Annotated in this window: 10 protein-coding genes; 3 read left to right on the top strand and 7 right to left on the bottom strand. The window is 61.8% G+C overall.

Annotated features, from left to right (window positions below; genetic code table 11):
* Nucleotides 1–349: 349 nt before the first annotated feature.
* Nucleotides 350–1,099 carry an SDR family oxidoreductase gene (locus OJB03_RS12130; RefSeq protein WP_263787824.1) on the top strand — a complete coding sequence of 250 codons (750 nt, stop codon included), beginning with the start codon at nt 350–352 and terminating at the stop codon, nt 1,097–1,099.
* A 31-nt stretch (nt 1,100–1,130) separates the two neighbouring features.
* Here OJB03_RS12130 and OJB03_RS12135 read toward each other — a convergent pair whose 3' ends face one another.
* Nucleotides 1,131–1,499 carry a DoxX family protein gene (locus OJB03_RS12135; RefSeq protein ID WP_263787825.1) on the bottom strand — a complete coding sequence of 123 codons (369 nt, stop codon included), beginning with the start codon at nt 1,497–1,499 and terminating at the stop codon, nt 1,131–1,133.
* A 282-nt stretch (nt 1,500–1,781) separates the two neighbouring features.
* Between OJB03_RS12135 and OJB03_RS12140 the strand changes: the two genes are divergently transcribed.
* Complete coding sequence (locus OJB03_RS12140; RefSeq protein WP_263787827.1) at nt 1,782–3,275, top strand: HAD-IG family 5'-nucleotidase; 1,494 nt, start codon at nt 1,782–1,784, stop codon at nt 3,273–3,275.
* 84 nt (nt 3,276–3,359) lie between these two features.
* Here the strand turns inward: OJB03_RS12140 and nuoH are convergent, their stop codons facing one another.
* Nucleotides 3,360–4,397, bottom strand: coding sequence for an NADH-quinone oxidoreductase subunit NuoH (gene nuoH, locus OJB03_RS12145; RefSeq protein ID WP_263787830.1), 1,038 nt, complete (start codon nt 4,395–4,397; stop codon nt 3,360–3,362).
* Between the two features lie 1,062 nt (nt 4,398–5,459).
* Nucleotides 5,460–6,116 carry a TetR/AcrR family transcriptional regulator gene (locus tag OJB03_RS12150; RefSeq protein WP_263787833.1) on the bottom strand — a complete coding sequence of 219 codons (657 nt, stop codon included), beginning with the start codon at nt 6,114–6,116 and terminating at the stop codon, nt 5,460–5,462.
* 792 nt (nt 6,117–6,908) lie between these two features.
* On the opposite strand from OJB03_RS12150, the gene OJB03_RS12155 reads away from it, so the two are divergent.
* Nucleotides 6,909–7,892 carry a PLP-dependent cysteine synthase family protein gene (locus tag OJB03_RS12155; protein ID WP_263787835.1) on the top strand — a complete coding sequence of 328 codons (984 nt, stop codon included), beginning with the start codon at nt 6,909–6,911 and terminating at the stop codon, nt 7,890–7,892.
* Between the two features lie 157 nt (nt 7,893–8,049).
* Here the strand turns inward: OJB03_RS12155 and OJB03_RS12160 are convergent, their stop codons facing one another.
* The 4 genes from OJB03_RS12160 to coaE all read right to left on the bottom strand — a co-directional run bounded on the left by OJB03_RS12160 (nt 8,050) and on the right by coaE (nt 12,083).
* The gene (locus OJB03_RS12160) at nt 8,050–8,739 is read right to left on the bottom strand and encodes a response regulator transcription factor (protein ID WP_263787836.1); all 690 of its coding nucleotides are present in this window, start codon (nt 8,737–8,739) and stop codon (nt 8,050–8,052) included.
* Between the two features lie 611 nt (nt 8,740–9,350).
* Entirely contained in the window at nt 9,351–10,112 is a 762-nt protein-coding gene (locus tag OJB03_RS12165; protein ID WP_263787838.1) for a response regulator transcription factor, read from the bottom strand.
* Between the two features lie 158 nt (nt 10,113–10,270).
* Nucleotides 10,271–10,972 carry a sensor histidine kinase gene (locus OJB03_RS12170; protein ID WP_263787840.1) on the bottom strand — a complete coding sequence of 234 codons (702 nt, stop codon included), beginning with the start codon at nt 10,970–10,972 and terminating at the stop codon, nt 10,271–10,273.
* Between the two features lie 511 nt (nt 10,973–11,483).
* Nucleotides 11,484–12,083 carry a dephospho-CoA kinase gene (gene coaE / locus OJB03_RS12175; RefSeq protein WP_263787841.1) on the bottom strand — a complete coding sequence of 200 codons (600 nt, stop codon included), beginning with the start codon at nt 12,081–12,083 and terminating at the stop codon, nt 11,484–11,486.
* Nucleotides 12,084–12,102 lie beyond the last annotated feature (19 nt).

A 12,102-nucleotide genomic window follows, 5' to 3' on the forward strand; every position in this document is an offset into this window, starting at 1 on the left:
GGCACGAGCCGGGACGGGGGTACGTGGTGGGCTCGGCATCTTCGCTGAGCGGACCTGGCTCTCTCAATCGTGCCAGCGGTTGCGAAGCGACGGTCGCTTGGGCCCTGGTAACGAGACTCGACGCCGACGACGGTTCCCGCACCACCGCTCCGCCGCCATGCCTCACCGGCTCAGGGGAACGGAGGAATGCCTCGTCGTCCGGGGCCTGTCGCACTGATATGATCCCTGCACAAAGTCCGGGCACTGCCGGATCCTACCGCTACCATCTCTCCTTACAGTACTTCTGTCCCTGGTATCTTGCCCAGGAACGTGCCCTCCGCTCGTTTTACTCATTTCCAGCTTTCTCTTCATGACCGACCTTAGTGGTACCTCCGCCATCGTCACAGGAGCGTCGAGCGGCATTGGCGAAGCCACCGCGCACCGCCTTGTCCAGGACGGCGCGTCCGTGGCGCTCGCCGCCCGCCGCGAGGAACGCCTTGACTCCCTCCGCGACGACATTGAAGCCGAGGGCGGCACCGCCATCGTCTGCCCCACCGACGTGACCGACCGGGACCAGGTGCAGGCCCTCGCCGACGCCACCCTCGACGCGTTCGGGAGCATCGACATCCTGGTCAACAACGCCGGCATCATGCCCCTCTCCCTCATGGAGAACCTCCACGAGGACGAGTGGGAGCAGATGGTAGACGTAAATGTGAAAGGGGTGCTCCACGCCGTGGGCGCCGTACTGCCCGCCATGATGGAGCAGGAGCAGGGGCACATCGTCAACATTTCCTCCGTGGCGGGGCGCCGCACCTTCCCCGGAAGCGCCGTGTACTCGGGCACCAAATTCTTCGTTCGGGCGCTGTCGGAGCGCATGCGCAACGAGTTGGCGCCCACCCACAACATCCGGGTCACGTCCATCGAGCCCGGCGCCGTCGACACGGAGCTAACCAATACCATCACCGACGAGGACATTCTGGCGGGGATGGGAGACATGCAGGACGAGATGCAGATGATGGAGTCCGCGGACATCGCGGACACGATCCATTACGCCTTGACGGCCCCCGAGCACGTGGACGTGGAGGAGCTTCTCGTGATGCCGACCGACCAGCAGGGGTAGGCGCGCCGGCGCCCCCAAGCCCCCCGGCCCGTCACGTCTCAACTCGGAGCCCAAGGGCCCAGTAGATCCAGCCGATGAGAGCGAACTGGAGCGGCAGGCGCAGATAGAGCGCCCACGCCGGAATGCGCCCAAAGTCCGCCGGGTGGAGGGCCATGTGCACGTTGGCGGGAAACACGGCCAGCAGGAGCACGATGAGGCCCCACCCGGCGTACCCGCGCAGTTCAGGGACAACCACCCCGAGGGCCCCCAGCAGTTCAGCGGCTCCACTCGCGTACACCAGCGCGTGGGGGGCCGGCAGGTACGGCGGCACGAGGCGCACGAAGGCCGACGGCCACACGAAGTGGGCCGTGCCCGCCGTGGTAAAGAGCAGGGCAATCAGGTAGACGGAGGGGCGGTGCATGGCGGTGGACCGAACGTACGTGGGGTACAGGGTCTAAGGCCTTCCCTGAAGTCTGGGGATCGTACCAGCACGTCCGCGGAGGGTGCCCGATCCGGGAGCGCCCCAGTGCGGATTGGCCAGACCAGTGCACGGCGTTTTGACATTCTGTCAACGCCGAGATGCCCTGTATTTTCCCGCCTGATCGTTTCGTAACGAAGCAATCCGGAGACCCCCGCGTTTGTGGGAGATCCGGTCAGACGTTCCACCCCATCGCCGCGCCTTTTTTCCGACCTGCTTCGTTTCATGGACGCCACCGATTCCTCCCGGGGCCTCTTCTGCAACCGTACCCTCAACCTGCGGGGGATTCAGGCCATCGGGTACGACATGGACTACACGCTCATCCACTACCACATGCGCAAGTGGGAGAAACGAGCCTACACGTTCATCCGGGAGGGCCTTCAGGAACAGGGCTGGCCGGTGGATGATCTGCAGTTCGACCCGGAGCTGGCCATCCGCGGCCTCGTGATCGACGCTGAGCGTGGCAACGTCGTGAAGGCCAACCGCTTCGGATACGTCAAGCGGGCCTTCCACGGCACCGATCCTCTCGGCTACGAGCGGCAACGCGACGAGTATCAGCGGACGCTCGTGGACCTCGGGGAGGACCGGTGGCACTTCCTCAACACCCTCTTCTCCATCTCGTCGGCCTGCATGTACATGCAGCTGGTGGACCTGCTCGACGCCAATGCGCTGGAGGGCTCCATGGGCTACACCGATCTGTGGGAGCGCGTACAGCGGACCCTCGACGAGGCCCACATGGAGGGGCGGCTCAAGGAGGCCATCGTCCAGCACCCGGAGCGCTTCGTGAACCTCGACCCGCAAATGCCCCTCACCCTTCTCGACCAGAAGCGTGCGGGGAAGAAGCTGCTGCTGATCACCAACTCCGAGTGGAGCTACGCCCAGCCGATGCTGGCGTACGCCTTCGACGACTTTCTCCCCGACGACATGACGTGGCGGGACCTCTTCGACCTGTCTATCGTGGGTGCGCGGAAGCCGGACTTCTTCTCGGTCGACATGCCGGCCTTCCGCATCGAGCGCGACGACGGCCTGCTGCGGGAGCACAAGAACGGCCCACTGGAGGAGGACAGCGTGTACGTGGGCGGTAACGCCCCACTCGTGGAGCGGACTCTCGGGCTGCGGGGCGAGGAGATCCTCTACGTGGGCGACCACCTGTTCGTGGACGTCAACGTATCGAAGAAGGTGCTGCGGTGGCGCACGGCCCTCGTGGTGCGGGAGTTGGAGCAGGAGATCGAGGCGTTCCGGTCGTTCGCCGACGCGCAGGCCCGTCTCTCGCGGCTGATGGAGCAGAAGGAGCAGCTGGAGGCGGAGTTCTCGGCGAAACGCCTGCAGCGTCAGCGCCTGCACGAGAGCTACGGCGAGACGGACGGCCATGAGGTCGAGGCCCTCGAACAAGAGATGTCGGCCCTCCGCACGCGTCTCACCGCACTCGACGAGGACATCGCCCCCCTCGCCAAGGCCTCCAGCCAACTCGTCAACGAGAACTGGGGCCCCCTCATGCGCACCGGCAAGGACAAGAGCCTCTTCGCGCGACAGGTGGAGCGCTACGCCGACGTCTACACCGGGCGCGTCTCCAACTTTCTCCACCACACGCCCTTCACGTACCTGCGCTCGCACCGTGGCAGCCTGCCCCACGACGAGGCCGCCGAGCGGGACCCGCAGTACGAGTCGCTGACCTCGGGCTACGAGTGGGACGAAACGACCGCCAAAGAGCGCGGGTAGCGGCCGTCCGTCGAAGAGGGAGGTACGGACCGGAGTCCGCATTCCGACCCCTGCACGCCCAGTCACTCTCTTGCCTCTTGGGCCCTACAGGCCGACCGCTCCGAAGAGCACGACGCCGAGGGCGATCAGGATGGCGTTCGCGAGGGAAATGGGCAGCAGGTACTTCCAGCCCACCTTCATGAGCTGGTTGTACTTGAAGCGCGGGAACGTCCACCGCACCCAGATGAAGAGGAAGGAGAAGAAGCCGACCTTCAGCATCAGGCTCACGAACTGAAGCAGGGTGAGCAGGGTCGAGCCCTCCAGCGCCGGAAACAAGGCAATCAGCTGCGGCTCGAAGGGCACCAGGTAGCCCCCAAAGAAGAGCGTCACGATAAAGAAGGAGGCGATGAACCAGTTCACGTATTCGGCGAGGAAGAACATGCCGAATTTCATCCCGCTGTACTCGGTGTGGTAGCCGGCCACCAGTTCCTCCTCCGCCTCCGGCAGGTCGAAGGGCGCACGGTTCGTCTCGGCGAAGGCGGTCACGATGAAGATGAGACAGCCGATCGGATTGCGCACCGCGTTCCAGCCCAGCAGCGCGCCCCCCGAACTCTGGTGCTCTACGATTTCCATGAAGTTGAGCGACCCGGCGATGAGAACCACAGAGATGACCGCCAGGCCCATCGAGAGCTCGTAGGAGACCATCTGTGCCGCCGACCGCAGCCCGCCGAGCAGCGAGAACTTGCTGTTGGAGCTCCAGCCCGCCAGCGTCACGCCGTAGACGCTAATGGAGGTGAGCGCCAGCAGCATGATAACGCCCACGTTCAGATCGGCCACGACGACTCCCTCGGCAAACGGAATCAGTGCCGCGGTGGTCATGGCGATGACGACCATGACGACGGGCGCCATCGAGTGGATGAACTTGTTCGACTGCGCGGGCTGAACGTCCTCCTTTAGCACAAACTTGAGCACGTCGGCGAACGGCTGCAGGAGGCCGAGCGGCCCCACCCGGTTCGGCCCTGGACGGTTCTGAATGAAGGCCGAGACGCGCCGCTCCGCAAATACCAGCAGCGACGCCGAGAGCAGCATCGCGTTGATGACGAGGAAGGCGCCGAGGGCCGTCCAAACCATTGAGGGGATCATGTCCGCACGGGTGGGTTCGGGGGACGTGGGCGAGAGGAGCAAGACTCCAGCATCTCAAACGTACTCGTTGCCGGCGACGGGCGCAAGCAATCTTGGAGTGCCCGGTCCTCAAGGCCTACGGGAAGATCACTGTTTTCGGGAGAGTTCACGGCCCGTCTGGCTCGGTCTCCCACTGTCCATCGACTTTGTGATCTTTATTTCGTTCCGCCCCTCAGACTTCCGCAATCGTCCACGAAGACGGTTGGGGCTTCTGGAAGGTGCTATCGACTCGTTCCTTCTCTGGCACAGCCGGTGTAGATGCCAGAAGACAGTAGAGCCCCCGTGTCCGGTTGGGATCCTTTGTTCGCCCCCTGGTGGGAGCCTCTGCCTGAACGATCGCACAGAGCCGCCCCCTCACGGACAGTAGATCGTTGCCCTGTTCCATTCTGAGGCGGCACACGCAGCTACGTCCCGCAGCGGCAACGGTATGGCTCGTCCAGATTTCGGTCCGGAGTTGCCTCCGGAACGACTCCCCCAAGCACAGCGGCGTCGGGCGTCCAGCATCTCACCGTCACCCGTGTTCACGGAGCCGCCCTCGTCCACCCTGGTGAACGACGCGCGAAATCTCTGGTCCCCACAGCCAGCACGAAATCCGGACAGGGCCTACACAGCATGGCGCTTCCCTGTACAGAATGAAAGGCGGATTCGTACTACATCCGGGAAGGCAAGTTGTGGGAAAAGGGCCTATATCCATCCGGGGTATACATCTTCGGGACGCGGCACCCAGGACTCATCATGAATAACACTCCGTCAAAGAAAAGTCCTCCAGACGAGCAAGAGGGCTCGAGACGCACCTCGAAACCGCTGCTCTCACTCTTGCTCGGCGAAGAGAAATAGATTCCTTCTGCTCGGGACCCGGACCGGTCCGGGCTTTCTGCATCCCCATGTCTTGACAGAGTGACAAGTTTCAGCTTCACGGGACGAGCATAAGATATTTGCCCTCTCGGCTCTTGCCCGCGCCATTCTGAAGCAGACAGTATGCACGTTGACACTTTGTTACCGACGAGCTCACTTGACAACTCGTCACGATGAGTCTTCGTCGGAAGAGTCCGCAAGGGCTCGGCCGAGGAAGTCAAGCCCGCTGTCGACGAGGGAGCCGGGATCCAAGTTGTATCGCTTCTCGAGACCGCTTCCTTTGTTGGCCGCAAGTTGAATAAGCCCGTGCGTGGAGCCCCAGAGCGTCACGGCCGTCTGCCGCGGGTCAAGGTCTGGGTGAATCGAGCCGTCATCAATGCCGGCCCGGATGGCGGTGCTCATGACCTGTAAGCCCCGGTCTGCCTCGGCAAGGCACTGGCGCACCCGCTCGGAGGACGCGTCAGGGTCGGCGGCACGAGACTCAAACTGGGCAACGAGCCGAAAGTGGGTGGGCTTTTCTCGGGAAAACCGGACGTACGCGTCACCGATCGCCCGGATCTGGGCACGTCCCGTCTCGTGTTGCTGCGCAGCGGTCTCAAATCGCTCCCGCATTGCGCGGAAGCACCGGTGCGTTACCCCGAGCACGATGTCGTCCATGTCCTCGAAGTAGACGTAGAGGAGACTTCGACTTATTTGTGCCTCCTCGGCAATGTCGGCCATCGTCATGTCGTCCCGTCCCTTTTCCCGGAGCACGGTCCCAGCGGCATCGAGGATGGTGTGGCGGCGCTGTCTTTTGTCTTCGCGCTGTCGGTCATCGATGGACATGGGGGGAGTGCAGTATTGAACATATTACACTAGAATCGCACGACACGCTGTCAACGTACAGGTGTTCTGACGCTTCGACTCACGCCGAACATCCATCCGTCTTGACGCTACGTCATGGCTTCCGACTGATCTCTGAGGACCGATCTGCTCTCCTCTCGGGTGCACCTCAATACTTTGACATAGCGTCAGCTGGTTTCGGATATTCCCTCAGTCGTGTCGAGTGGAGAAGGAGCACCGTTTTCCAGGCGAAGTTCCTCATTAGGTTTAGAGAACTTGCATGGCCATGTGCGTGCGAGCACTTGGCTGGATTGACATACTGTTTCGAAGGCTTCATTCCCGCCACGTGCTTCGTCGATGACACATTGACAATGATCGACCAGACAGTGTCACGACGAACATCCAGTCGTTCATTCGGACGGCGACCTCTACGGAGCAACGAGCAGATCATCGGGATTAGGGGGGATCACGCAGCTCACAGTCCTCGTGGATCGGCCTTCAGGCACAGATCACTGAGGGGGTCCGTGAAGGGGTACCGGTTGTCACACACCCGGGCGATCAGCTCTCGGACGGAGACCGTGTGGAGGCCCGATTACCCCGCGTCGGTTCCGGGCGTACCCGAATGGCCGTCCACGCCTGGAACAGGTCTGCGCGCAGATCGACGAGGGCTGCTGCCCGTCGTCCCGGTCCCCGAACAAATGCGCCCCGAATTTTCCCCCCGCACCGAACACGTGGCGGGCCGACCGGTCCAATTCGCAGCATTTCGCCGCCTTCCTGCTCATTTCGTTCTCCTCTATGCCAACCGACGCGACCCTCCGCTCCGCGCAGCCCGACACCCTACCGCCGTCCCCGTTTCCTACCGACGATCCCATCCTGGGACAGATCGGCGGCACACCCATGCTGTCGTATCCTGGGGCGGAGGATGGCCGACTGCTTTGCAAGATGGAGTCGGCGAACCCCACCCGTTCGATGAAGGACCGGATCGCCATGGGCATTTTGACGGAGGCACTTCAGAATGGGGCGCACGACCGGGTCGTGGAGGCTAGCTCCGGCAACACGGCGGGCGCCGTCGCCCTCGTTGCGAATCGGCTGGGCTTTCCCTGCACGCTGACGTGTCCGGAAGGGACGAGTCCGCACAAGATCGGCTACATGAAGGCATTCGGCGCGGAGGTGCGAACGTGTCCCGACGTGGACTCGGACCATCCCGACCACTACCGAGCGGTCGCCCAGCGCATCGCCGAGGACACCGGCGCGTTTTTGGTTGACCAGTACCACAACCAGTCCAATCCAGGGGTCCACTACCAGTGGACGGGGCCCGAAATTTGGGCGCAGGCCGGCGCCGACATCACTCACCTCGTCAGCGCGATGGGCACGGGCGGCCTTGTGAGCGGAACGGCCCGGCACATTAAAGAGCAGGCCGAAGACGTGGGGCGAGACGTGACCGTTGTGGGCGTTGACGCCGAGCACTCTAACATCTCCACCTCGTTTTATGGCGCCGACGCGGTTCCCTACGACACCTGCGTGGAGGGGCTGGGCAAGGGCGGCGAACTTCCCACCATGTGGTTCGATCACGTCGACGAGATGCGCGACGTGGCCGACGGGGAGGCCTTCCGACAGGCCCGCGAGGCCGCTCAGACCCACGGAATGCCCATCGGGCCAAGCGCCGGGGCCGCCCTTTCCGTCGCTCAGGACATTCACGACGAGCAGCCGGACGCAACGGTTGTCATGATCGTCTGTGACGGCGGCGAGCAGTACTTCGACACGCTGTTCGACGTGTAGCCTTCTGCTGCTTCTGGCCTCAAGCGGCGTGCAGTGAGCCTGCGAGCCTCATGTTGGCCCACCCTGCTTGAGGCCTACGTGAACGAACCCCTCGGAGAAGAGCGTGGGCACCGCGAGAACGAGCCACCGCGGGATGGGCTGCCCCCCGTCGCGGGCACTATTCTGTGTCTGTCTGCTCGCGCGTTCCCTGCTCCACCCACTGTACGGCGTGCCGTAGCAGGTCCTCCACGGTGTCGTGGCCGAGCTTTTCCTTCGCGCGTCGCCGGTAGGTCTCAATCGTTTTCCGATTCAGGTCGAGCTGGCCGGCAATCTGGCGCACGCTGTGTCCCTCGCCGATTTTCCGAAAGACGGTCAACTCCCGATCGGTAAGTTTTTCGAGCGGCGACGTCTCCGCATCGCCGCTGCCACGCACCAACCGGCTCAGGATGCGGGACGAGACGTGCCGACTCAGAAACACCTGTCCCTCACTGACGAGCTCGATGGCCCGCATCACTTCCTCGGTGGGCTCTGTCTTCATGATGTAGCCTGAGGCTCCTGCCTCGACGGCGCGCTCCGCGTACAGGTCCTCGTTGTACTTCGAGAAGACGAGGATGCGGACCTCCGGCACCTTGGAGCGAATTTCCTGAATAAGCGTCAGCCCGTCGGCGTCGCCCAGCGAAATTTCCACGACCACCACGTCGGGATCGTGTTGCTCAACGAGGGTGAGGGCCTCCTTCGAATTTGCAGATTCCGCCTCCAGCTGCATCTCTGGACGGTCCTCAATCCTGGACCGTAGAACCTCCCGGATGGCTGGGTGCTTGTCAACGACGATAATCTGCGTCTTATCGCGGACCGCTTCGGAGCTCATTCGCCTAGAATTGGGATGACTGGTGATGTGGAAATCTCAGACTGGGATGGATGCCTCGGTGGCTCCTCCCCCAAGTGACGGCGAAAGCGAGTAACGTCGAACGGGTTGCGTACAGGTCTTCCTCGTTCAGGGACGTTTGCCAATGCCCCTCGTCTCGCGCACATCCTCCTATACACGACCCGTCTGCGTCTCGTCTATTCCACCCGACCTCGCCCGAACGGGTCTGTAAGGGCTTTGCAAACGGGCCGCGGGTCTACTGGTGGGGAATAGCCTTTCACGTGGCACGCGAAAAACGTAGCGTCCCGTCGTGCAAACGCCACTGCTCATCCAATGGCACTGTCTTTACCGGAGCACCGTGCCAAAATTTTTGGTAGAGTGCTCCCTCATGAAGACAAGGCAGGTGCAGTATCTAAGTACAGAGATATGCGCCTGGAATGTCTACCGTATCGGCGCAGGCGCATGTTGCGGAAACGGATTATCTTGACTTAATCTGTTGGAGCACCATGCGTCGTTGCCGGGCGCCAAGCCTTTCACTTCTGGTGGGGTGGCGACCGCAGAGACTTTGGCGGGGAGTCTCTTGGAGGCCTCCCGCTGAATCCAGAGCCCCGAACTTATTGGTCGGTTTTCTTCTCTGCGTCTTCGCCCGAAGTCTCTTCATCGGCAGACGTGTCCTCGTCTCCGTCGGGCATTCCCGAGACCTTCTTACCAGCCCCCGGTGCGGACGCCCACTGTACTGCAAACTGGAGCAGCTTCGACACGGAGTCAAACCCGAGCTTCTCCTTCGCCCGCCGCCGGTACGTCTCCACGGTCTTCCGTGCCAAGTTCAGCCGGTCCTGAATCTCTTCAATACTGCACCCCTCCCCGAGCATCTGAAAGACGGCCAGTTCCCGGTCGGTGAACTCCTCGATTGGGAAGCTCGGCTCGGAGGACTCTCCACGGGCCACCTTGTTCAGAATCTGTGAGGCCATCTCTCGACTCAGGAACACCTCCCCCTCGTTCACCACCCGGATCGCCTCAATGAGGTCTTCGGTGGGCTGATCCTTCATCAAGTAGCCGGACGCCCCAGCCTGGATGGCCCGTTCCGCGTAGACCATCTCGTCGTACATCGAATATACCACGACCTGCACCTCCGGACACTGCGACTGGAGGTTTTGTACCAGGTCCAGCCCATGGGCGTCCTCCAGTGAAATGTCGACGACGGCAGTATCCGGCGCCATGTCCTCAATCTTTCGGAATGCCTCGTCCGAGGAGGTTGCCATTCCACACACCTCTACGTCAAGGGTATCGTCGATGCGATTGCGAATCGCCTCCAGGATCGCCGGGTGGTCGTCGACGAGGAAGGTCCGAATGTGGTTTGTAGACTGATCCGACATGTGGATCGCGGAGACAATGAGAAAGACGACGCGGACAGAACACGAATGCCCGACCTTCAGAACTGCGGTAAAGAAGTGCGCTTTTTTTAAACGTATGTACGGGCGTGCACGGGCACAACCTCGACTTCGAGACCGACACGGGCATGGCCGCCTCGCCCCTACGAATGATTCGCGGACACGGACGCCGCCGGAAGAATGAGGGTAAAGGTGCTCCCCCTCTCCTGCTCCGTTTCGACATCTACCTCTCCGTCGTGACGACTAATAATCTCGTTCACGAGGTAGAGCCCCAACCCCAGCGACACCTCTCCGTCTGTAGGCTGCTGGCCAAGGCGTTGAAACGGCTTGAACAGTCGATCCAGGTCGTCTTCTTGGAGTCCAGGCCCGCTGTCGGACACGGCAAAACGCACCTCCTCCTCGGTCTTCTGAACCTGCACGTCGACCGTCTCGCCGTGAGGCGAGTACTTGAGCGCGTTGTTCACAATGTTCTTCATGGCCTCCAGGAGTCGTACCTTGTCCCCAATGACCATGGCGTCGTCGGCAAACTCGGCCCGGCGCAGCGTCTGATCCTTGTACTCGGCGTGGGGCTGGAAGCTTTCGACCACCTGCTCGGCCAGGGCCGAAACGTCGACCGGCGCGAAAGAAAAATCATCGGCAAGGACCGGCGGGGAGGAAAAGTCCAGATCGTCAAGGTAACTGGAGGCCTCCTTCGCCGACGTGTAGATCAACTCAATTTTGCGCTTGGTATCACTGGAGAACTGCTGATCGTTCTCAAGCAGAATATCGGACAGACGCTCGATGGCCAGAATGGGGTTCTTCAACTCGTGCAGTACGGCGGAGAGCTGTCTCGAATCGTTACTCATCGCACTCCCTGAAATTGGAAACCGTCAATGTCTACAGCCTACGCGGGCCTCTCGCCGTACCCCAGATACCTTGATGGGGAAACGACAAAAAAACAACAGTCATGCGCTTCTGCTCGTCGAACGAGCGCCGGACGTCCGCCCACAACTATGTCCGAAAACAATGTGCCACAAATGCCTGCACGGGCCGATATGAGTATTTCTTGTGGGAAGCCACCCTCTGAGCCGAACAGCTTCTAAAGCTTCGCCCGCTCGACATTCCTGAACGGGTCTCTGGCGGCTCGGCAAGCCCTTCAGGCGCTCAAAGGCTCTTGTATGGCAGGCCATATATGATTCTGATGTAAAGTACCGTGTAAACTTTTCGATTTCAAGGTACGGGTTTTCGGATAATACCTCCTTAACCGGTCCGGAATTGATGTCCATCACGGGTGTGAGGGGAACGTTCTCGACCCGGCCGGGCATGCATCGGGTCGGATTGCCCGCCTCTAGAAGACGGACGAGAACTTTTAAACGCTCATTGGTCGTTCACGACGGCCCAGTATAACTCTGTGCTCTTCTGGCGCAGGTCATTAAGGGTTCCGTCATTCTCGAGCACGTGGTCGGCCCGTCCGCGAAGTTCGTCCTGGGAGAGCTGATGCTGCATGCGGGCCCGGACCTGCCCCGGAGACACGTCGTCGCGGGCCGTCACCCATGTGATGCGGTCGGCCTCCGGGGCCACAACGGCGGCCGTAACGTCGACATGCTCATCGCCACCCGCCTCGAAGAGAAGTGCTGCCTCGTGGACGAGCAGGGACACCTCCTCGTCTATCGCCCGCTCCTTTGCCGCCTCGAACGCGTCGAAGACATGGGGGTGGACGATGGCGTTCAGTTGCTCTACGCGCCCGGCATCTCCGAAGACCTGCTCGGCGAGGTACTCTCGGTTCAGGGCATCATCTTCACGGTAGGCCTCGGCCCCAAATTCATCGACGATGGCGGCCCGCACGCCGGCATCCTCGCGCATGAGCCGCTTCGCCTCAATATCGGCGTAGAAAACGCGGGCTCCTTTCTCTTCCAGAAATCCACAGACCGTTGTCTTTCCACTTCCAATGCCCCCTGTCACACCCAAGGTGGTCACGGTGACAAAGCACAAATGT

The sequence above is a fragment of the Salinibacter grassmerensis genome, from assembly GCF_947077765.1.
In the GTDB taxonomy this organism is placed as follows: Bacteria; Bacteroidota; Rhodothermia; order Rhodothermales; family Salinibacteraceae; genus Salinibacter; species Salinibacter grassmerensis.

Coding starts and splice junctions, on each gene's coding strand:
- OJB03_RS12170 (WP_263787840.1), bottom strand. CDS start 10,972: ATGAGTAACGATTCGAGACAGCTCTCCGCCGTACTGCACGAGTTGAAG.
- nuoH (WP_263787830.1), bottom strand. CDS start 4,397: ATGATCCCCTCAATGGTTTGGACGGCCCTCGGCGCCTTCCTCGTCATC.
- OJB03_RS12150 (WP_263787833.1), bottom strand. CDS start 6,116: ATGTCCATCGATGACCGACAGCGCGAAGACAAAAGACAGCGCCGCCAC.
- OJB03_RS12140 (WP_263787827.1), top strand. CDS start 1,782: ATGGACGCCACCGATTCCTCCCGGGGCCTCTTCTGCAACCGTACCCTC.
- OJB03_RS12160 (WP_263787836.1), bottom strand. CDS start 8,739: ATGAGCTCCGAAGCGGTCCGCGATAAGACGCAGATTATCGTCGTTGAC.
- OJB03_RS12135 (WP_263787825.1), bottom strand. CDS start 1,499: ATGCACCGCCCCTCCGTCTACCTGATTGCCCTGCTCTTTACCACGGCG.
- OJB03_RS12130 (WP_263787824.1), top strand. CDS start 350: ATGACCGACCTTAGTGGTACCTCCGCCATCGTCACAGGAGCGTCGAGC.
- OJB03_RS12155 (WP_263787835.1), top strand. CDS start 6,909: ATGCCAACCGACGCGACCCTCCGCTCCGCGCAGCCCGACACCCTACCG.
- OJB03_RS12165 (WP_263787838.1), bottom strand. CDS start 10,112: ATGTCGGATCAGTCTACAAACCACATTCGGACCTTCCTCGTCGACGAC.